Genomic DNA, 21,393 nt, shown 5'->3' with positions numbered 1-21,393 from the left:
GTGTGTCTCCGCTCATCGGGGTTCCGCTCCCGGGGTCCGGAAGCGGCACGGGTCCGATGACCCCACACCCGCGCCCGCCCGGTCCGCTCGTGCGCGCGGACCGGGCGCACTGTGCGAAGTCGCGGCCGGAGCTGCGGCAACTCCCGGCGTGCGCCGGTGGGTTCACGGAACGAAGACCGATGGCCACGACATGCCGTAGTGCGTTCGGCCACTTGAGGATGTGCCGCGACCCGGGCGCCGCCGACGGCCAGGGGCAACGGCCCCGACGTAGACAGGAATCCGCCAGTTGGCACCGTCCCGCCGAACGGGAGGAACCCCATGAGCAGGCGCATTCTGGTCGTCCTGTCCGAACACGGCTACTGGGGCGAGGAGTTGATCGGCCCCCTGGAGACCTTCGACCAGGCCGGTTACCACCTCACCTTCGCCACCCCCACCGGCAAGCGCCCGCAGGCGCTGCCGCCGAGCATGGACCCCGAGTACATCGACCCGCCGCTCGGCCGCTCCGTCACCACCCCCGAGACCGCCGCGAAGGTGCGCAAGGTCGAGGACTCCGACCGGCTCGACAACCCGCTCGACCTGTCGTCCTGGCTGCCCGACCGGCCCTACCGGTCCAAGCCGTACTTCCTGCGCGACTGGGAGGCCTACAACACCCGCCTGGAGCAGGTGCGTTCACAGATCGCCGACCGCTACGACGCACTGCTGATCGTCGGCGGCAGCGGACCGATCGTCGACCTCGCCAACAACTGGCGCGTCCACGACCTGATCCTCGCCTTTTACGCCCTGGACCGGCCGATCGCCGCCGAGTGCTACGGCGTCGCCTGCCTCGCCTTCGCCCGCGACCAGGAGACCCGCGAGTCCCTCATCCGCGGCAAGCACGTCACCGGGCACTGCATCGAGTACGACTACAAGGACGGCACCGGGTTCATCGGCACCGACTTCGTCATGGGGCCGCCGCCGTACCCGCTGGAGTACATCCTGCGCGACGCCACCGCACCCGGCGGCGCCTACCACGGGAACTTCGGCAAGGAGACCTCCGTCATCGTCGACTACCCGTTCATCACGGGCCGTTCGACGCCCGACTCCTACCTGACCGGACAGAAGACCGTCGAGGTCCTCGAAGAGGGCCTGCGGCAGTGGGGGTTCAGGACGACCGCCTGATCCAGGCGACCGTCCCGCGCCCCTTCGCCCCGACGAGAGGTGAGCACACGATGGACAGCAGGCCCGCGCGGATCGCGCTGCTCGAACAACTGCACGCCGAAGGGGTCCGGTTCATGTTCGGCAACCCCGGCACGGTCGAGCAGGGGTTCCTCGACGAACTGCGCTCCTTCCCCTCGATCCAGTACATCCTGGCCCTCCAGGAGTGCACCGCCGTAGGCATGGCCGACGGCTACGCACGCGCCACCCGCACCCCGGCGGTCCTGCAACTCCACTCCGGAGTAGGGCTAGGCAACGGCATCGGCATGCTCTACCAGGCGATGCGCGGCCACGCCCCGATCGTCACCCTGGTCGGCGAGTCCGGGCTGCGCTACGACAGCATGGACGCGCAGATGGCCGCCGACCTGGTCGGCATGGCCAAACCCGTGACCAAGTGGGCCACCCGCGTGGTCGACCCCGACTCCACGCTGCGGGTGCTGCGCCGCGCCTTCAAGGTCGCCGGGACCCCGCCGTACGGTCCGGTACTGGTCGTGCTGCCCGCCGACGTCATGGACCGCGACACCACCGAGGCGGTGGCGCCCGTCTCCTACCCGGAGACCCGCAGCCTGCCCGCCCCCGACACCGTGGCGCGGGCCGCCGCGCTGCTCGCCGACGCCCGCAACCCGCTGATCATCGCCGGTGACGGAGTCCACTTCGCCAGTGCCCAGGCCGAGTTGGGGCGGTTGGCCGAGGTGTGGGGCGCCGATGTGTACGGCGCCGACTGGGCCGAGGTCAATCTGTCCGTCGAACACCCCGCCTACGCGGGCCAGTTGGGCCACATGTTCGGCGAGCAGAGCCGGAAGATCACCGGCGCCGCCGACGGTGTCCTGATCGTGGGCACCTATGTGCTGCCCGAGGTGTACCCGGCGCTCGACGGCGTCTTCGGGGCCGGTGTCCCGGTCGTGCACATCGACCTCGACCCCGGCGCGATCGCCAAGAACCACCCCGTCGACCTCGGCATCGTCGCCGACCCCAAGGCCACCCTCGGCCTGCTCGCCGACGCGCTCGGCCGGGAGATGGGCCTCGGGCGGCGGACGGCGGCCGTCGAGCGGCTGCGCCGGCACGCCGCACAGCGCTCGGCCGCGCTCGCGGCGGCCGACGCGCGGGAGGAGGCCACGGCCACCGCCCTGGAACTGCCCACCATCGCGCTCGCCCAGGAGTTCGCGCGTCGGCTGCCGCCGGACGCGATCCTGTTCGACGAGGCGCTGACGGCGTCCCCGGAGATCTTCCGCAGGCTCGCGCCGACCGTGCCGGGCCAGTGGATGGAGACCCGCGGCGGCTCCCTCGGCGTCGGCATCCCCGGCGCGCTGGGCGCCCAACTCGCCCACCCCGACCGCACGGTGGTCGGCTTCACCGGCGACGGCGGCAGCATGTACACCTTCCAGGCGCTGTGGACGGCGGCCCGCTACGGCCTGCCCACCAAGTTCGTCATCTGCAACAACGGCCGCTACAAGCTCCTGGAGAACAACATCGAGGAGTACTGGCGCGACCAGCACATCCCCGCCCACGAACAGCCCGAGATCTTCGACCTGAGCAGTCCGGCCGTCGACTTCGTCTCCCTCGCCGGCTCGCTCGGCGTGGCCGCCGTCCGGGTCGAGAAGCCCGGGCAGGCCGAGGAGGCGGTCGCGCAGGCGCTCGCCCACCGCGGGCCGTTCCTCATCGACCTGGTGACCGCCAAGGGGAAGGGGTAGCCGCCGTGCGACTGTCCGGTCACAAGATCGCCGTCCTGATGGAGAGCGACTTCTACGAGCCCGAGATCCTCTACTACCGCTACCGCTTCCCCGAGGAGGGAGCCGAGGTCCACTTCCTGTCCCGCCTGTGGGGCAACGAGCAGATGACCTTCCAGGGCCATGAGCACCGCATGCCTTTCGAGGTCGACGAGTCCTTCGAGGACCTCGACGAGTTCGCACTGAAGGAGTACTCCGCGATCATCGTCCCCTCCGGGATGGTCGCGGACCGGCTGCGCTTCACCGAGGACCCCCAACTCCTGCCGCCCGCCTCGCAGTTCCTGCGCCGCGCGTTCGCCGACCCGGCGATCCTCAAGGGCATCATCTGCCACGGCATGTGGCTCGCCGCACCCGTGCAGGGCCTGATGCACGGCAGGCGCGCGGTGGTCCACAACAACCTGCTGGGCGACCTGCGCAACATGGGCGGCGAGTACGTCGACCAGGACGTCGTCATCCACGACGACCTCGTCACCGGCCGCACCGGCAACCACTGCCACCTCTTCGCACGGACCATCATCGACCTGCTCGCATCCCGGACGCCGGCCCCGACCGGGCTCCGCTGACGGGATCAGAGCGGGGAGGAGTCAACCCATGACACCGGTGACCGGGCGCATCCCCGTCCTCGACGTCCGACCACGGGTGCGGGACGGGGAGCTGCCCGCCAAGGCCGTGACCGGCGAACACCTCGACATCACGGCCACCGTCTTCCGTGAGGGCCACGGCGCCGTCGCCGCGGACGTCCTCCTTCACGACCCCGCCGGGCGCCCGGCCCACCGCGTCCCGATGACCCTCGTCGACGAGGACGCCGACCGCTGGCGGGCGACCGTGGTGCCCGACACGGAGGGCCTGTGGACCTTCCGGGTCGAGGCCTGGGCCGACCCGCTGGAGAGCTGGCGGCACGACGCCACGCTGAAGATCGAGGCAGGCGTCGACACCGAACTCACCCTGACCGAGGGCGCGTTGCTCCACGAACGGGCGGCACTCGGCATCACCTCAACGGACCGCCGGGAGGCGGTCTCCGCGGCCGTGGCCGCGCTCCGCGACACCCTGGGTCCCCCTCCGGCCCGGCTGTCCGCCGTCACCACCCCCCGGGTGACGGCCGCCCTGGGGCGCTACGCGCTGCGTGATCTCGTCACCGCCTCCCGGCCCCTGCCGCTGCGCGTCGAACGGCGGCGCGCCCTCGTCGGCTCCTGGTACGAACTGTTCCCCCGCTCGGAGGGAGCGGTGGTGCGGGCGGGCGGCCACCCCGTCGGCGGCACCCTGCGGACGGCCGCCGAACGGCTGCCCGCCGTCGCCGCCATGGGCTTCGATGTCGTCTACCTCCCACCCGTCCACCCCATCGGCACCACCCACCGCAAGGGCGCGAACAACACCCTCCACGCCGGCTCCGACGACGTCGGCTCGCCCTGGGCCATCGGCTCCCGGCACGGCGGTCACGACGCCATCCACCCCGGCCTCGGCACCGAGGACGACTTCCGCCACTTCGTCGCCACAGCACGGGAGTCGGGCCTCGAAGTCGCCCTGGACCTCGCCCTCCAGTGCTCACCGGACCACCCCTGGCTCACCGAGCACCCCGAGTGGTTCCACCACCGCGCCGACGGCTCCATCGCCTACGCCGAGAACCCGCCCAAGACGTACGAGGACATCCACCAACTCGACTTCGACGGCGACCCCGAGGGCCTGTACACGGAGGCGCTGCGGATCGTCCGCCACTGGATGGACCTGGGCGTGCGGATCTTCCGCGTCGACAACCCGCACACCAAACCGGTGCAGTTCTGGGAGTGGCTGATCGCCGAGGTCGACGCCACCGACCCCGATGTGCTGTTCCTCGCCGAGGCGTTCACCCGCCGGGCCATGGTCCACGCGCTCGCGCAGGCCGGATTCCAGCAGTCGTACACCTACTTCACCTGGAAGAACACCAAGGCCGAACTGACCGCCTACCTCCCCGAACTCGCCCAGGACAGCGCCGACTTCCTGCGGCCCAACCTCTTCGTCAACACCCCCGACATCCTGCACGCCTATCTCCAGCACGGCGGCAGGCCCGCCTTCGAGGTCCGTGCCGTGCTCGCCGCGACCGCCGCGCCGAGCTGGGGCGTGTACGCCGGCTACGAACTCTGCGAGAACACCCCGCTGGCGGAGGGCACCGAGGACTACCTAGCCTCCGAGAAGTACCAACTCCGGCCCCGGGACTGGGCATTGGCCGAGGCTGAGGACCGCACCATCACTCCGCTTATCACCCTCCTCAACAGGATCCGCCGACTCCACCCGGCCCTCCAGGAGTTGCGCAACCTGCGCCTCCAGAACACCGACAACGACCAGCTCCTCGCCTACACCAAGCACGTCGAACTCCCCGACGGCACAACCGACTTGGTGCTCGTGATCGTCAACCTCGACCCGCACCACGCCCAAGAGGCCACCGTCACCTGCGACCCGGCCGTCCTCGGCCTGCCCGCCGACGGCACCCGCAAGCTGCGCGACGAACTCACCGGCGAGACCTACGCCTGGGGCGAGTCCACCTACGTACGCCTCGATCCGGCCCACCAGGTCGCGCACGTGCTCACACCCGCGGAGGGAACATGAGCGACGGCATCCTCGAACCCCTGCTGCCGGCCCTCGCACCATGGCTGGAAGGCCGCCGATGGTTCGACGCCCGCTACGACGGAGCCCGACTCGAAGCCAGAGCCGCCACCGTGCTCGGCACCGAACCGCCCCTGCTGCTGCACGCCGTGATCTCGGCCCGGCGCGCGGACGGATCCGTCCTCGACTACCAACTCCTGCTCGGCCTGCGCCCCGACCTCCCCACCCGCCTCGAACCGGCCGCCGTCGCCGCCGTCCCCACCGGCCCCTTCCAGGGCTGGCACGTCTACGACGCCCTCGCCGACGGCGCCCTCCTCGGGCTGCTGCTGCGCACCCTCGCGGGCCCTGGCACCGACCCCGGCCTGCGCCTGGAACGCACCGGCCGCTATCCACTCCCCGTGGGCCTGGTGCCCCACCCGCTCAGCGGCGAGATGAGCAACACGGCCGTGGCGTACGGCGGCCGGATCCTCCTCAAGATCTTCCGCCGCCCCGAACCGGGACCGCACACCGAGGTCGAGGCCCTGCACGCCCTCACCCGGCAGGAGTGCGCCCGCACCCCCCACCTCTACGGCGCGCTGCACAGCGACGCCCCCGGCGCGGAGGGCCTGGTACTCGGCCTGATCGAGGAATTCCTGCCCGACGCCCGGGACGGCTGGGAGGAGGCGGTGCGGCAGGCGGGCGACTGCATGGACGGCGCGGGCCGCACCGCCCCGGACACCGGCGGCTTCACCGCGCACGCGCACGGCCTCGGCCGGGCCGTGGCGGACGTGCACGGCGCGCTGGGCAAGGCGTTCGGCCGCGGCCGCCTCACGGCACAGGACGTGGCGGAGGAGGCGGCCCGCATGAACATGCGGCTCAAGGAGGCCGCCGAGGAGGTACCGGCGCTCGCCCGCTACACCACCCGGCTCGGCGCCCTCTTCGACGACTACGCCCGGGTGGCCGGGCGCGGCAGCCCCGTCTTCGCCCAGCGCACCCACGGAGATCTGCACCTGGGCCAGGCGCTGCGCACCGCGGACGGCTGGCGGATCGTCGACTTCGAGGGCGAACCGGCCCGGCCCGCCGCCGAACGCGCCCGCCCGCAACCGGTGTTGCGGGACATCGCGGGCATGCTGCGCTCCTTCGACTACGCGGCCCGCACCGGCCTGGCCGACCGCGAGTCGGGCGACCCGGGGGAGGACGGCTCGCCCGCGCGGCGACTGCGCCGACGCCGGCGCGCCTACGCGTGGGCGGTGCGCAACCGGCGGGCGTTCATCGAGGGATACGCCTCCGCCGGGCGGGAGGACCCGCGCTGCCAGCCGGTGGCCCTGCGCGCCTTCGAGGCGGACAAGGCCGTGTACGAGGCCGTATACGAGTCCCGCCTGCGCCCCGACCGCCTGAAGATCCCGCTCGCCGCCGTGCACCGGCTGGCGAACACCGCCCGCTGAACTCCACCGAATTCAGCGCCCCGCCGGAATGCGAACTCCCGTGCCCTGCAAGGGAATTAAGGCAGGAATTACGGCAGGAATTCCGGTGACGGGAGACCGGGCGTAATTCGCCGGCGGATTTCCCGCCCGCGCGGCCCGTCGAGTGGAGACACGACGAACCCCCCGCCCCGGACACTCTTCCAGGCGGGGGGTTCGGAGGGCTCGCATCCGGCCGGAAACGGAACCGGGGCGCCTGCCTTGCCGGACCACTCCACGGCGAAAGGTCCGGGCCTTTACCGGGGGTGAGGATCAAAGGTCCGTACCGGATTCGGGAATTCGGCGGGCAGTTCAGGCGCGGTGCTGCTCGGAGAGGATCTGGCCGGGGTCGCGGTGCGGTGCCATACCGGCGGCCGACAGGGCCCGGTCGTACGCCTTGAGCGCCTCGGCGGTATTGCCCTGCCGCTTCCACAGGTCGCCCAGGTAACGCCAGTTGAGGGCCACCTGGTGGGACGGGCGGAACTGGCGCAACTGCCGGGTGGCGGCCTGTAGATACTGCGCGGCCTGCTCGTGGTTGCCGCGCATCAGCTGGATCTCGGCGAGCGTGCCGCGCGCGCCGACGGCCTGGATGCGGGACTCGGTGCCGGTCAGCCCGAGGGCCCGCTCGGCGTGCGCCGCGGCCTCGTCCCACTGCCCGAGCATCGCGTCCGCGTCGGCGAGACCGATCTCGCACTGGGCCAGCTCCGGCGCGTTCCCCACCTCGGCCAGGAGCTGCTGCGCCTCCTCCAACAGCTGCTTGCCGCGCGCCGGTTCGGGCTCGTCGACCTGGAGCAGCAGGGAGCCGTAGTTCATCTTGAGCATGGCGAGGTGACGGAGGTTGTCGTCCTCGGACATGAGCGCGAGCGCCCGCTCGACCAGGGCCAGGGCCTCGTTGAGCTGGCCGCGGGAGCGGGCCACCAGGCCGGCGTTCCAGTAGACGGCGCCGCGGGCGGCCCGCGCGCCCTGCTTCTCGGCGGCGTCCAGGAGCTTGCCGCCCATCAGCTGGGCGTGGATGAGGTCGCCGCGCATATGGAAGGAGCCCATGAGGGTGGCACCGAGCTGGACGTGGTCGACCGTCACGTCCAGGCCGAGGGCGTCCAGCCGGGCCATGGCGCGCTCGCCGATCTCGATGCTGAGCGTGATGTCGCCGGCGTTGCGATAGCAGCGGCACAGGGCCACCGCGATCTGGCACCACTCGGCTGATCCCGGAGCCAGGTCGGGGTCCCGCTGTAGTTCCTCAAGGACCGCGATGGCGGCCTCGGTCCGGTCGAGCTTCTCCAGCGCGGAGGCCTGCGCCATGCGCGCCCGCCGGGTCATCGAGACGTCCAGGAGGGTGGGCTTCGTCAGCAGCTCGCTGAGGGATTGCAGGGCCTCGCCGTTGCTGCCGTTGCGCAGGGCCATCTCGCCGAAGGCCAGCCGCAGGCGCGCCTCTTCCAGTTCGTGGTCGTCCCGTCCGCTGCGCAGGTACTCGGCGGAGCAGCCGAGGCGCTCCGCGAGGGCGGCGAGCACCGCGTCCGACGGTGCGCGCTTGCCGGATTCGATCAAGGAGATGTAGCTCGCCGAAATCTCGCTGGACGCCAGGTCCTGCTGCTTGAGGCCACGTTTGCCGCGCAGTAGCCGGATGCGGTCGCCCAGCCCTGCGGTCGTCGTGTTTTCGAGAGGGTCCATGTGGGCTCCTAGGAGGTGGCTATGACCACCGGGATGACAGATCAATGTTACCAGTAAGTCGTTCGCGATCCAATGGAGTCTTCTTGATCGATTCGCTGGCGCGAAGTGGTCTGTGCAGGCACTTTCTGAATTGGCGTTAATTCAAATCTCATTTGGGTGTGGGCATTCCGTTTTTGGAGATCGTCTTTTGCGAGATTAATACTTGACTCATTCAGTAAGTTCTTGTTGACTCGTATTGTCAACGCGTCATCCGTAAATGCTCGGAGAGGAGATTTTCATGAGCATCAAAGTATTCACGCTCATCGCAATCGTCGTCTTCGTCGGTGGGCTAGTGACGAGCGGACTCTGGTTGAACGGTTCGGGTGCCACCACGCATCCGTTGCGCGAGGGCATCGCCCAGTCGAGCGGTGCGAGCGGCGCCTGTTGCTGAGGCGGCCGTACGGACAATGGCACACGAGGCTCAGCGGACCGGAGGGCGGTCCGGCGGCTCGCTCCAGGGCCGGCCGGTCGTCCCCCGGTCCGTCCGTGTCCCCTCCCAGGGCTGTCCCCGGTGCGGGAAGTGGCACGCCACCGTATGGGTGCCGGCCGGGGTGACCTGGGACTGCCGAGGGACCTCGGTCTCACACCGCGTCCGCCCAGCGGGCGGCAGGGTCGCGGCGACGGGACAGCGGGGCCGGAAACGGCACCCCGCGACGAGCGGCACGCCGGCCGGGGGTTCACCCGGCAGCACGATCCGGCGCCGGGCGCGTTCGGCGACCGGGTCCGGCAGCGGGACGGCCGACAGCAGCGCCCGCGCGTAGGGATGGCGGGGCCCGTCGAACACCTCCGCGACGGGCCCCGTCTCCACGACCCGCCCGGCGTACATCACGGACACCCGGTCGGCGATCTGCCGGACCACCGCCAGATCGTGCGACACCAGCAGATACGCGGGCCCCAACTCCCGCTTCAGCCGCAGCAACAGATCCAGGATCTGGGCCTGCACGGACACGTCCAGCGCGGACACCGGCTCGTCGAGCAGCAACAGCGCGGGCTTCACGGCCAGGGCGCGCGCGATCGCGACCCGCTGCCGCTGCCCCCCGGAGAACTGATGCGGATAACGTTCCGCGTCCGCCGGATCCAGCCCCACCTGAGCGAGCAACCGCGGAATCCGCGCCGCTACGACACCCCGTGGTACCCGCCGGGCGTGCAGCGGCTCGGCGACGATGTCACCCACAGGCATCCGCGGATCGAGACTCGACAGGGGATCCTGCGGCACGATCTGCACGGCACCGCGCAGCAGCCGCGCGGTGCGTCGACTCAGCCGCGCGACATCCTGCCCGAGGATCTCCACGGTCCCCGCCTCCGGGGCGGCCAGCGACACGATCTCCATCAGCGCCGTCGACTTCCCGGCCCCGGACTCACCGACCAGCGCGAGGGTCTCCCCGCGGCACACCTCCAGATCGACCTCCTCGACCGCCCGCACCGCCCGCTCACGGCGGCGCCGACCACTGACGGGCACGTAGGTCTTGGCGAGGCCGGAGACGCGGAGCACGACCTCGGGAGCGTCCGGGCCGGAGCGGGACAGCGGAAACGCGGCCGATCCCGAGGCGCTCGGGAGGGCGTGTCTCCCACCCGGTGTGGTGTGCACGGCCGGTCGTCCTTTGCCCGGCAGCGCGGGTTGCCCGCTCGGGTAGGGCCCCGCGCTGTCGACGCCGCGCGTCCCGACCGGTCCCGCGTGCCTTCCACCCACGGCAGCCCATGCCCCGCCCGCCGGGAAGAGTCCCGCCGCCGTCCGGTGGATGACCAGCGGGATCCGGCGGCACGCCGCCTCGTGCGCGGCGGTTCCGGCGAGGCCCGCGCGGGACGGGCTGTCCACGCCCAGGAGGGGGATGTCGGCGGTTTCGCACTCCGGCTGGGTCAGCGGACAGCGGGGTGCGAAGGCACAGCCGGGGCCAACTGTGCCTGGGGTCGGGGCAGTTCCCGGTATCGGGGTGAGGGGGACCCGGGCGTCGGTCCGCGGTACCGAGCCGACGAGGCCGACCGTGTAGGGCATCCGGGGGCGGGTGAGCACCGTCTCGACCGGGCCGGTCTCCACCACTCGGCCCGCGTACAGCACCGCGACCCGGTCCGCCGTACCCGCGATCACACCGAGGTCGTGCGTGACCAGCAGCAGGGCTGCACCGGTCTCCCGGCGGGCGTCGGCCAGCGCCTCCAACACCTGTGCCTGCACGGTGACATCGAGCGCGCTGGTGGGCTCGTCCGCGACCAGGACATCGGGGCCGTTGGCCATCGCCATCGCGATCATCGCCCGTTGCAGCATCCCGCCGGACAACTGGTGCGGGTAGGCCCGCGCGGCCCGCGACGGCTCCGGCACCCCCACGAAGTCCAGCAGCTCCACCGCCCGCCGCAGCGCCGACTCCCGGCGCGGACACGGCCGTTGATGGATGCGTACCGCCTCCGCGAGCTGGTCGCCGATCCGCCGCACGGGGGTGAAGGCGTGCAGCGGATCCTGGAAGACCATGGCGATCCGGCGCCCACGCACCCGCGCCAACTCCCGCTCCGGCAGCCCCAGTAGCTCCTTGCCCAGCAGCCGTACCGAACCGCCCACCGTCGCGCCCGGTGGCGCGAGCCCCATGAGGGAGAGCGCGGTGAGGGTCTTGCCGGTCCCCGACTCGCCCACCAGGCCCAGTACTTCACCGCGACGGAGGACGAGATCGACACCGCGCACCACGGGCACCGGCGGGCGTCGTCCCGCGCCGACGGCGACCGTCAGGTCATGGACCTCCAGGACGGCGTTCACCGGGACATCCTCGACACGGCTGTACGGGACGGCGCGACCGTGTCCACTGTTGTCGGGTCGAGCGCGTCCCGCAGGGCGCCGCCGACGAGATTGACGGCCAGGACGAACGCGATCAGCAGCCCGGTGGGGAAGAAGAACATCCACGGATACACCAGCGCCACGTCCGTCGCGTCCGCGATCAGGGTGCCGAGGGACACGTCCGGGGGCTGTACTCCCAGCCCGAAGTACGACAGCCCGGTCTCGCTGATCACCGCCGCGCCCACCGCCAGCGTCGCGTCCGTGATGAGGAACGACGCCGTGTGCGGCAGCACGTGCCGCCACAGGATGCGGACGGGTGAGACCCCCATCAGCCGTGCCACCACCACGAACTGACGATCTCTCAGAGAACGGGTCATCCCGCGCACCGCCCGCGCGGTGACCATCCAGCCCAGCAGCGCCAGCAGCCCGACCAGCGCGATCCAGCTCCGGTCGCGCAGCCGGGGCGCGGCCACCGACAGCACGAGGAAGGCGGGGAGGACGAGCATCAGGTCCACGACGAACATCAGCACCCGGCCCGTCCAGCCGCCGAAGTAGCCCGCGCAGGCGCCCACCACCGCGGCCAGCCCGGTCGAGAACACCGCGACGAGCAGCCCGATCAGCAGCGACTTCTGGAGGCCCCGTACGACTTGGGCGAAGACGTCCTGCCCGATGCGGTTGGTGCCCATCCAGTGCCGTGCGTCCGGCGGCTGCCGCAGCGCCGTGTAGTCGACGTCCGTGTGCGTCCACGGGCTGAGGTACGGCCCGAGGAACGCCAGGGCGAACAGCACCAGCAGGACCGCGAGCCCGCACAGCGCCCCCGGCCGCCGTACCGTCCGGCGCAGTACCGCGCGCCCCCGTCCGCCGGACCTCATGGCTGCCGTACCCGGGGATCGAGCAGTGCGTGCAGGACGTCGGCGAGCAGCCCGGCGAGCAGGACGACGGCGGCGGCGAAGATGTTGACGGCCACCACCGAGTTCACGTCGCCCTTCTGCACCGAGTCGACGAGCCAACTCCCCATGCCGGGCCAGCCGAAGACCGCCTCCGTGAACACGGCCCCGGTGAACAGGGTCAGCATCCCGAAGGAGAAGAACACCGATACCGGGACGAGCGAGATCCGCAGGCCGTGGCGCAGCAGCGCGCGGCCCGGGGTGAGCCCCTTGGCGCGGGCGGTGCGCAGATGGTCGGCGCCCAGGACGTCGAGGGTGGCGGCGCGCTGGTAGCGGCTGTAGGAGGCGATCGCGGGGAGCGCCACACAGATCGCCGGCAGCAGCAAGTGGGCGGTGGTGTCCCGCAGTTGGACGGTCCAGTCGCCTTGCAGCGCCGGTGTGTGCTCGCCCGTGTAGAGGATGACCTGGCTCCCGGCGGCCCGGTTGACGGCCAGCGCCCCGGTCTTCAGCAGCAGCGCCAGCACGAACGTGGGCACGCACAGCACCGCGAACGAGAACACCGTCAGGAGCCGGTCGCCCGGCCGGTCGTGACGGACCGCCCCCCACATCCCGGCCAGCACCCCCACCGCCGTACCCACCACGGTGCCGATCAGCAGCAGCCGCACCGACACCCCGACCCGGCGGCCGAACTCGGCGTTCACGGACTCCCCGTCGATGGTCCGGCCCAGGTCGCCGTGGACGGCCCGCCCCGCCCAGCGCGCGAAGCGCTCCGGCAGCGGAGCACGGTCGTCCATGCCCAGCCGCGACAGCTCGGCGTCCACCACCCGGGCGGGCGGCGGCGGTTGGCGGCCCTCGAAGTAGGCGCGCGGATCGAGCGCGGTCGAGGCGAGCGCGTAGGTGAGGACGACAGAGGTCAGGAAGAGGATCGTGCAGTGGACCAGGCGCCTGAGGATCAGGGAGAGCATGGGCCCTCGTTCCGCTTCATGTGGGTGACACATCGTGATGTTAAGCTCCGGCTCCGCAATGCGCAGGACAGTTCGGGCAGTTGACGGTTCGTCCGTTCTGGGAGGGCCGCAGGGTGCAGCGATTACGGGGCCGGCTCGCGCGCTCGCTGGTGTGCACGCTCGTCTTCCTGGCCATGGCCGGCTGCTCCGGTTCCCCCACCGCCGACCGCCGTCCGGCGCTGCCGACTTACGGCACCTACGACATCAACGCCCAGCCCGCGGACGCCCTTCGCGCGGGCGGCACGCTGACCCTGCCGATGGCGCAGATGATCACGCAGTTCAACTTCGACCACGTCGACGGCGCCCTGGACGACGTGTGGACCGTCGACAGCATGACGGAGCCCCGGCTCTTCGCCCGCGACGCCAAGGGTGTCCCGCACGCGGTGCCGGAGTACCTGCTCGCCGCGTCCGTCACCGGCACCTCGCCCCAGGTCGTCACCTACCGGCTCAACCCGAAGGCCCGCTGGTCCGACGGAACGGCCCTGGGCTGGCGGGACTTCGCCGCCCAGTGGCACGCGCTCGGCGGCGCCGACCAGCGCTACCTGGTCGCCGACACCAGCGGCTACGACCGTATCGCCGACGTACGCCAGGGCGCCGGCGCGCACGAGGTGCGGGTCACCTTCAAGCAGCCGTACGCCGACTGGCGCAGGCTGTTCACGCCGCTCTTCCCGGCCGCCGCCTACGACACCCCGCAGCGCTTCAACTCCGGCTGGCAGGGCCGACAGCCGCTCAGCGCGGGCCCGTTCAAGCTCGCCTCGGTCGACAGGACCGCGCAGACCCTCACCCTCGTCCCCGACCCCCGCTGGTGGGGCACGAAACCCCGGCTCGACCGGATCGTCCTCCGCGTCCTCGACGCCGACGCCGCCCTCCAGGCCTTCCTGAACGGCGAGGTCGACGCGGTCAACGCGGCCACCAGCGAGGCCTACGCGCAGCTGAAGAGCGCGCGGGACAGCGAGATCCGCATCGGCTCCGCCTGGGACGAGGTGCACATCACCCTCAACGGCGCGGGCGGCCCGCTCGCCGACCAGACGGTACGCAACGCGGTCCAACAGGCCGTCGACCGGACCGCGTTGGCCGATGTCGCGGCCGAAGGCCTCCCGGTGAAGGTGCCGTTGCTCGGCAACCACTTCTTCATGACCAACCAGCCCGGATACACCGACAACTCCCGCCCCTACGGCACCTACGACCTCAAGGCCGCCGAGAAGGCGCTGGACGCGGCGGGCTGGAAGAGCCCGGGTGTCGGCAAGACCCGTATGAAGAACGGCCGTAGCCTCACCCTCCGCTTCGTGCTCAGCGAGGGCACCAACCGGCTCGGCGAGGACCTCGCCCAACTCGTCCAGCACATGCTCGCCCAGGCCGGCGTCCGGGTCGACATCCAGAAGGTGCCCGCGTCCGCCTACGCGCCGCAGTACCTGGAGAAGGGCAACTTCGACCTCGCCATTTTCCGGTTCACCGGCCTGACGTACCCCAGTTCCGCCTACGCCATCTACCGCCGCCCCGAGGCGGGACAGCCCTTCCAGAACTACGGCGGGGTCGGATCCGCACGGGTGGACCAGCTCCTCGGCCAGGCCGTCGGCGCCCTCGACGAACGGACCGCCCAGCGGCTCTACGACCGGGCGGACGCCGAGATCTGGCGGCTCGGCCACGACATCGAGCTCTACCAGCGCCCGCAGATCCTCGCCGTCCGCAAGGGCCTCGCCAACTACGGGGTGCCGGGACTCGGCGACGTCGACTTCAGCCGGGTCGGCTGGCAGAAGTGAGCGCACGGCGGCCCCGTACGGACGTATCCGTACGGGGCCGTCGTGAGGTGCGGGTTCAGGCACGCGGGCGGCTCAGGGCTCTCTCGTCCGCCTGCTGGCGCACCATGTCGTAGCCGAGCGCGGCCGAGGCCAGCGTCACATGGTGGTGCCAGCCCCGGAAGGACCGGCCCTCGAAGTCGCCGAGCCCGAACTCCTCGTGCATCCGGCCGAGCGCCCCCTCGGCGAACCGCCGCAACTGCGCCAGCGGCACGATCTCCGCGAGCCGGCGGGCCGGGAGGTTCGTCAGCCAGTAGGCGCGCGGCCGGGAGCGGCCGTAGGGCCAGTCGGCGAGCAGGAGGCGCGGCCGGGGGAGTGTGCCCGCGGCCGGGTCCGCGCGCAGCAGCACCGGGCCGGTCACGAACTCCGAGTGCCGCATGCGTTCGGTCACCGGGTCGTGCCAGGTCACCGAGGCCCGCTCGCCGTGGCGCGCCGCGTGCGCGGCGAGTTCGGCGAGTGTGCCGCGCGTGCCGGGGGCGGCGGCCTGCCGCCGGGGCAGCAGCACCGGGGTGTGCGGTGCCGCCTGGACGAGGTAGCCCAGGCCGCGCGCCTCCAGGCCGCGCAGCAGCGGGTCCGGGTCGCTCTCGCAGCGCCAGTCGGCCAGCACCGGCAGCGGTTCGAGGGACCACTCGTCGAGCATCTCGTCGAGCGCTTCGAGGACGTAGCTCCAGCGCGGCCTGCACCGTTCCTGGGCCGGGACGTGGGCCTGGCCGCGCAGTCGCTCGTCGCGGTCCCAGCGGGTCGGCAGCAGCAGCCGCCAGTTCACCGGGACCCCGCCCGCCTGGCCCACCAGCGAGGCGGCGAGGGCCAGTTGGCAGTTCACCGTCCGTTCCTGGGAGGCCGCGTACTGGCGGGCCACGCCCACCGACCGGTCGCCGTTCTTGGCGAAGACGACCTCGTCGACGGACCAGGCCTCGGCCCGGAAGGCCCGCACCACCTGCCGGGCGAGCCGCCCCCGCACGGGAGCGGACGCCCACGGGCTCTGGTTCACGAACTGCTGGATCTGCTGCACGGCCCGCCTGCCGAGCACCTGCTCGGAGATCCGGGCGGGCGTCTTGCGCCCGGGCACGTCCAGCAGCCCGCGCACATACACCTCGCCCCAGCGCCGCTGGTCGGCGCGGGTGAAGTCGCCGAACAGCTCGCGGCAGTAGGCGGGGAGCCCGGCGGAGGTGCCCGGCGGTGCCCCCGGGGTGCGCATCGGGGGTAATGGGAGGGTGATGGTCGCGAGATCACTCATGGTTGCACTCGTCACCCCCAGCCAGCAGGAAGGCGTCCGTCGCGAGCAGGGCGTCCGCCACGTCCGGCAGCGCGCAGCCCACGATGACGAAGTCGACGTCCAGGCCCGCCTTGGTGCGCTGGAAGAGCAGCTCGTTGATGGCGGGCCGGCACATGCCGCCGACCTCGCACAGATGGAACTCCACGCGCTGCGGGGTCGCCGCCATGACCTCGGCCAACACCCGGCGGAACTTGCCCAGTTCGGTCGCGTCGATCACGCCGTGGCAGCTGACGTGCGCGGTGCCGCCCTCGAACGAGGTGCGCATCCGCAGCCGCATCGTGGCGGGCTCCAACTCGACGCGCACGCGCACCGGTTCGTCGCCGCGCGGCAGGACGACCGTCAGGTCCTTGCCGTCGAAGTTGTGGTACGGCTGGTCGTCGACCCACACCCGGGTCAGCTCCACCGCGCCGGCCGGCAGCAGGTCCGGCGCCACCCGCAGCACCCGGCCCGGCAGGTCCTCCGGGCGCGGCTTGAAGTGCAGGGTGACCGGGTCGTCGCTGAGCAGCAGCCCGGTGTAGGCGGCCGACAGGTAGCACAGCTCCAGCGCGTGGTAACCGGCCATCGCGTGGCTGCCCTTGAGGCGTTCGGTGCCCAGCAGGTACGGGATGCCGTTCGCCAGGACGTTGAAGTAGACGCCGCCGTCCTGGTAGTCGAGGAAGAAGGCGTTGTAGAACGCCGCCGCCTCGCGCGCCAGCCGCAGCTGCTCCGGGTCGCCGGTGGTGCCGGCCAGGATCAGATAGGCGAGGATCGCCTGCTCCTGCTGCCACCAGGCCTTGCGGTCGTGCCACACCATGCGGTGGATGCCGCTGTCCGGGTCGGGCTGCCGCTCGACCACGTCGTACCAGCCGCCGCGCAGCCCGTCGCTGCCCACCGGCGGCATGATCTCGGCGATCCGCCCGGCGGTCGTGGCGTACTCGGGCTTGTCGTGCAGGGACTTGATGCGGGTGAGGTTCCAGGCGATCTTCAGGTTGTGGCCGACGACCGCCCGGTCCTGCTGCCAGCCCCAGGTCCGGTCCGGACTCCAGTCGGCGTGGAACCGCTCCTGCACGAAGGGGCTGTTCGGCTCGTCCGGGAACCGCTCCACGATGGTGTCCGCGGTCTCCTCAAGGAGCGCGGCGAAGTCCGAACGGCCCGTCGCGAGAAAGGCGTTGATCAGATACGCCGGGGCGTGGTCGCCGACCGAGTTCCAGTTCTTCCGGGACCGGTTGCGGCCCAGCGAGTCGGCGTTCGGGTCCATGGTGATCGGGTCGAGGTGCGAGAAGAACCCGCCGCGCACGGGGTCGCGGAAGTACTTCTGGAACAGCTCGACCGTCCGGTCGATGTCCCGCAGGATCCGCGGGTCGCCGGTGACGCGGAACGTCTGGGTGGGACCGGCGAGCGCGTAGATCTGCTCGTACATCGGGATGGCGTCGAAGTCGTCGCCGAACTCCGAGGCGAAGACCGGGCGGTGGCCGGACGACGTGATGTCGATGCCGTGGTACCAGTAGGTGATCCCGTCGGCGGTGTCGTCCACCCGCATGTGCTCGCGCAGATACTCGGTGCCGGCCTCGGCCGCCTCCAGGAAGCGGTCCTTGCCGGTCAGCAGATACGCGGTGGCCAGGCCGTAGACCAGCCGGGAGATGGTGTCCGTCTCCTGGCGTACGTCCGCGCCGGCGAAGTCCGGCAGATGGGTGCCGCTGAGCGTGAGATGGGTGCGGAAGCCGCGCCAGTCGTACACGCCGTCGGGGAAGTGCCCGCGCAGGTAGAAGTCGGCGATGGCGGCGGCCTGTTGGACCCACCAGTTCGGGTGCTCGAAGACGTACTGGCCGCGGGTCTCCTCCGGGAAGGTGATCTCCTTCGCGTCGAACCGGGAGCCGCCCTCCCACTCGTAGAGGATGCCGTACGCGTAGACGTAGCGGCCCTCGGCGAGCATGTCGACGGTGTCGGCCGTGGTGTCGCGGTAGCCGTCGCCGAGGTTGCGGACGATGCGTGAGACGGCGTTCGACGCCAGATGGACGGTGAACTCCCGCTCGTCCGAGGTGCGCAGGCCGAAGCGGCGTCCGATGGGGCTGTAGTACGTGACGTAGCCCGCGAGCGTGTCGGAGTGGGTGCGTCGTTGGGCGGATGTACTCATCTCAGGTGCCCTTCTCGTCGGGCAGGGACGCGAGCAGGACGACGCTGCGGCCCTGGGCGTGGTGGGTCGGACCGGCAACCAGCTCCTCTTCTCCGGGCGGAAGGATGTCGTAGGGGCCGGGGCGGGCCGTGTCGAGCACGCGGTGCCAGTGGTGGCCGGGGACGTCGGGCAGCTCGAAGTCGAGCCCCAGGTGGTACATGTTGAGGATCAGATGCAGGTCCGGGTCACCGTCGAAACCGCCGTACGTGCAGGCCAGCACCCGGGCGTTGGGGTCGTCCCAGCCGGGTTGGTGGAGCCGGGTGCCGTGCCAGGTGATGTCGGGCTGGGAGCGGGAGTTGAGGCGTTCGGAGAAGAACTGCGGTTCGCGCAGGGTGCGGTAGTGCCTGCGGAGCTGAACGACGCGCTGGGTGAAGGAGGTTGTCTCCTTCTCCTTCCTGGCCTGGTTCCAGTCGAGCCAGGAGACCTGGTTGTCCTGGCAGTAGCCGTTGTTGTTGCCGCCCTGGCTGTTGCGGAACTCGTCGCCGGCCAGCAGCATCGGCACTCCGCGGCTGAGCATGAGCAGGGACAGCAGGTTCTTGATCTGCCGTAGCCGCAGGTACTCGACGTCGGAGTCGTCGGTGGGTCCCTCGACCCCGCAGTTCCAGCTGTAGTTCTCGTCCGCGCCGTCGGCGTTGGCCTCACCGTTGGCGTGGTTGTGCTTCGTGTTGTAGCTGACCAGGTCGTTGAGGGTGAAGCCGTCGTGGCAGGTGATGAAGTTGATGCTGTTGGTGGGGAGTTCGCCCTGGGCGGCGAACAGGTCGGCCGAGCCGCCGAGCCGGGAGGCGACCTCGCCGACCAGGCCGGCGTCACCGCGCACGAACCGCCGTACGTCGTCGCGGAACGGTCCGTTCCACTGCGCCCAGCGCTTCCCCGGGAACCGGCCGACCTGATACAGGCCGCCGCCGTCCCACGGCTCCGCGATGATCTTCGTCTCGGACAGCACCTGGGACAGTTCGATCGCCCACAGAGCGGGTGGGACCGCCATCTCGTAGCCGAGGGGGCCGCGGGAGAGTTCGGAGGCCAGGTCGAAGCGGAAGCCGTCGACGTGGTGCTCGGTCACCCAGTACTCAAGGCACTCCACGATGAACTTGGTGACCATCGGGTGGTTGGCGTTGACAGCGTTGCCGCAGCCGGTGAAGTCCATGTAGTGCGAGCGGTCCTGCGGCCACAGGTGGTAGTACGCCTCGTTGGCCGCGCCCCGGAAACTGATCGTCGGCCCGAACTCGTTGCCCTCGCTGGTGTGGTTGAAGACCACGTCGAGGATGACCTCGATGCCCGCCTGATGGAACGCCTTCACCATGTCGCGGAACTCGGTGATGTGCGTGGCGAGATGAGGGCTGGAGCAGTAACCGGTGTGCGGGGCGAAGAAGCCGTAGGGGTCGTAGCCCCAGTAGTTGCGCAGCGGGGTGCCGTCGGGTCCTGTGCGCAGCACCTGGGTCTCGTCGAAGTCGAAGACCGGCAGCAACTCCACGGCGGTGACGCCGAGTTCACGCAGGTGCGGGATCTTGTCGATGACGGCGGAGAAGGTGCCGGGCCGCGCGCTCTCCGAGGTCGGGGAGGCGGTGAGGCCGCGCACGTGCATCTCGTAGACGACGGTCTCCGCCATCGGGGTGTGCAGCGGGGCGTCGCCCTCCCAGTCGTAGTCGTCCAGGTCGACGACCAGACTGCGCATGCAGTGCTCGACGTTGTCCCCGGGGCCGATGGCGGTGGTGCGCTCCCAGCGGCTGTTGACGTTGGCCCGCGCGTACGGGTCGATCAAGACCTTCCGCTGGTCGAACCGGCTGCCCAGGGCGCTGAGGTCGCGCGGTCCGTCGATGCGGAAGGCATACACCTGACCGGCACCGATCCCGCGCACGTGGCAGTGCCAGAAGTGGAAGCTGCGGTGGCGGTCGGGGAGGAGCGCGATGGTGCGGTAGGGCTGCGGGCTGTCGCAGTGCTCGAAGAGCAACAAGTCGACACGGGTGGCGTGTTCGGAGAAGAGCGAGAAGTTCACACCGTCGCTGTCGACGGTGGTCCCCAGCGGCTGCGGGCGGCCGGGGGTGACGTCGGAGGGATGGCCGCCGTGGGTGCCAGCGGCCTCTTCGGGACTCAAGGTCATCTGTTCTGTCATGGCATCTGTCGCAGAGTCGGTCGGAGTGTTGTACACATCGGTGGCCACCCTCAGGCGAGTGCGGCCCGGGCCGCGGTCGGAGTGTCGGCGCGGAGGCCGGTGAACAGTTCGTCCCAGGGCGGGAAGCCGGCGCCCGGCCCCACCTCGCTGCGCATCTCGAAGGTCACGCCCCGGGCGGCGGGGGAGTACAGCGCCTCGACGCAGGCGTCCGCCACATGCGGGCGGGCCACCCGGCCGTCGCCGACATCGCCCTGCTCCAGGTGCAGATGACCGTGGCCGGACTCGTCCGTCAGCCAGCCCGGACGGATCACCGTGTACGGCAGCCCCGAGGAGCGGACCGCGTTCTCGCCGGCCAGCCGCCAGTCCAGCATCCGGCCGTAGGCGTTCATCGGGTGGTCGCGGCGGGTCACATGGCGCTGGCTGACCAGCACGAAGTGCGGGCTGCCGGAGGCGGCGCGCAGGGCGTCCAGGACATGGCGGACCCCGGTGTGCAGGGTGGACTCGGGGCTGTCGGGACCGGCGTCGTCGGTGCCCGGCTCCACGATGTAGACCACCGCCGAACAACCGTGCAGGGGTGTGCGGACGGTGGCGGGGGCGCGTACGTCGGCCGCGAAGAACTGCGCCTGCGGCGGATTGTGCCGCCGGGCGCGCTGAGTGCTGCGGCCGATGACCCGCACACTCTCGCCGCGGGCGAGCAGTTGACGGGCGACGAGCCGGCCGACTCGGCCGGTTCCTCCTATGACTGCGATCGGGCTGTCCATCGAGA

Annotated in this window: 15 protein-coding genes; 7 read left to right on the top strand and 8 right to left on the bottom strand. The window is 71.2% G+C overall.

Annotated features, from left to right (window positions below; translation table 11 throughout):
• The first annotated feature begins 318 nt into the window (after window positions 1–318).
• Genes ACWIHT_RS39475 through ACWIHT_RS39455 form a run of 5 tightly spaced genes read left to right on the top strand, consistent with a single transcriptional unit; the run spans window position 319 to window position 6,922 of the window.
• On the top strand, window positions 319–1,158 hold the full coding sequence (locus ACWIHT_RS39475; protein ID WP_456173348.1) for a type 1 glutamine amidotransferase domain-containing protein: 840 nt from the start codon (window positions 319–321) through the stop codon (window positions 1,156–1,158).
• Between the two features lie 50 nt (window positions 1,159–1,208).
• On the top strand, window positions 1,209–2,885 hold the full coding sequence (locus tag ACWIHT_RS39470; protein ID WP_456173347.1) for a thiamine pyrophosphate-binding protein: 1,677 nt from the start codon (window positions 1,209–1,211) through the stop codon (window positions 2,883–2,885).
• Between the two features lie 5 nt (window positions 2,886–2,890).
• Window positions 2,891–3,484 carry a DJ-1/PfpI family protein gene (locus ACWIHT_RS39465; protein WP_456173346.1) on the top strand — a complete coding sequence of 198 codons (594 nt, stop codon included), beginning with the start codon at window positions 2,891–2,893 and terminating at the stop codon, window positions 3,482–3,484.
• A gap of 28 nt (window positions 3,485–3,512) precedes the next feature.
• Window positions 3,513–5,501, top strand: a complete 1,989-nt coding sequence (locus tag ACWIHT_RS39460; protein ID WP_456173345.1) for an alpha-1,4-glucan--maltose-1-phosphate maltosyltransferase — start codon at window positions 3,513–3,515, stop codon at window positions 5,499–5,501.
• Window positions 5,498–6,922 carry a maltokinase N-terminal cap-like domain-containing protein gene (locus ACWIHT_RS39455; protein WP_456173344.1) on the top strand — a complete coding sequence of 475 codons (1,425 nt, stop codon included), beginning with the start codon at window positions 5,498–5,500 and terminating at the stop codon, window positions 6,920–6,922. The genes ACWIHT_RS39460 and ACWIHT_RS39455 overlap by 4 nt, the downstream gene beginning before the upstream one ends.
• A gap of 327 nt (window positions 6,923–7,249) precedes the next feature.
• Here ACWIHT_RS39455 and ACWIHT_RS39450 read toward each other — a convergent pair whose 3' ends face one another.
• Window positions 7,250–8,605 carry a helix-turn-helix domain-containing protein gene (locus tag ACWIHT_RS39450; protein WP_456173343.1) on the bottom strand — a complete coding sequence of 452 codons (1,356 nt, stop codon included), beginning with the start codon at window positions 8,603–8,605 and terminating at the stop codon, window positions 7,250–7,252.
• 277 nt (window positions 8,606–8,882) lie between these two features.
• Between ACWIHT_RS39450 and ACWIHT_RS39445 the strand changes: the two genes are divergently transcribed.
• On the top strand, window positions 8,883–9,035 hold the full coding sequence (locus ACWIHT_RS39445) for a hypothetical protein (RefSeq protein ID WP_158697264.1): 153 nt from the start codon (window positions 8,883–8,885) through the stop codon (window positions 9,033–9,035).
• A 30-nt stretch (window positions 9,036–9,065) separates the two neighbouring features.
• Here the strand turns inward: ACWIHT_RS39445 and ACWIHT_RS39440 are convergent, their stop codons facing one another.
• From ACWIHT_RS39440 to ACWIHT_RS39430, 3 genes are read right to left on the bottom strand one after another with little or no spacing between them, the layout of a single operon-like run.
• A complete protein-coding gene (locus ACWIHT_RS39440; RefSeq protein WP_456173342.1) occupies window positions 9,066–11,384 on the bottom strand; it encodes a dipeptide ABC transporter ATP-binding protein in 2,319 nt (772 codons plus the stop codon).
• Complete coding sequence (locus tag ACWIHT_RS39435; protein WP_456173341.1) at window positions 11,381–12,274, bottom strand: ABC transporter permease; 894 nt, start codon at window positions 12,272–12,274, stop codon at window positions 11,381–11,383. The genes ACWIHT_RS39440 and ACWIHT_RS39435 overlap by 4 nt, the downstream gene beginning before the upstream one ends.
• Window positions 12,271–13,254, bottom strand: a complete 984-nt coding sequence (locus ACWIHT_RS39430) for an ABC transporter permease (RefSeq protein WP_456173340.1) — start codon at window positions 13,252–13,254, stop codon at window positions 12,271–12,273. The genes ACWIHT_RS39435 and ACWIHT_RS39430 overlap by 4 nt, the downstream gene beginning before the upstream one ends.
• 80 nt (window positions 13,255–13,334) lie before the next feature.
• Here ACWIHT_RS39430 and ACWIHT_RS39425 point away from each other — a divergent pair, with 80 nt between their 5' ends.
• Complete coding sequence (locus tag ACWIHT_RS39425) at window positions 13,335–15,053, top strand: ABC transporter family substrate-binding protein (RefSeq protein WP_456173339.1); 1,719 nt, start codon at window positions 13,335–13,337, stop codon at window positions 15,051–15,053.
• 55 nt (window positions 15,054–15,108) lie between these two features.
• On the opposite strand, the gene ACWIHT_RS39420 is transcribed toward ACWIHT_RS39425, so the two are convergent.
• The 4 genes from ACWIHT_RS39420 to ACWIHT_RS39405 form a co-directional block, all read right to left on the bottom strand.
• Entirely contained in the window at window positions 15,109–16,287 is a 1,179-nt protein-coding gene (locus ACWIHT_RS39420) for an IS701 family transposase (RefSeq protein ID WP_456173443.1), read from the bottom strand.
• 31 nt (window positions 16,288–16,318) lie between these two features.
• The gene (locus tag ACWIHT_RS39415; protein WP_456173338.1) at window positions 16,319–18,478 is read right to left on the bottom strand and encodes an AGE family epimerase/isomerase; all 2,160 of its coding nucleotides are present in this window, start codon (window positions 18,476–18,478) and stop codon (window positions 16,319–16,321) included.
• 1 nt (window position 18,479) lies between these two features.
• A complete protein-coding gene (gene glgX / locus ACWIHT_RS39410) occupies window positions 18,480–20,615 on the bottom strand; it encodes a glycogen debranching protein GlgX (RefSeq protein ID WP_456173337.1) in 2,136 nt (711 codons plus the stop codon).
• A gap of 62 nt (window positions 20,616–20,677) precedes the next feature.
• The gene (locus ACWIHT_RS39405) at window positions 20,678–21,388 is read right to left on the bottom strand and encodes an NAD(P)H-binding protein (protein WP_456173336.1); all 711 of its coding nucleotides are present in this window, start codon (window positions 21,386–21,388) and stop codon (window positions 20,678–20,680) included.
• Window positions 21,389–21,393 lie beyond the last annotated feature (5 nt).

Source organism: Streptomyces sp. NPDC002276, from assembly GCF_053891435.1.
This window is presented reverse-complemented; position numbering and strand designations above follow the sequence as displayed.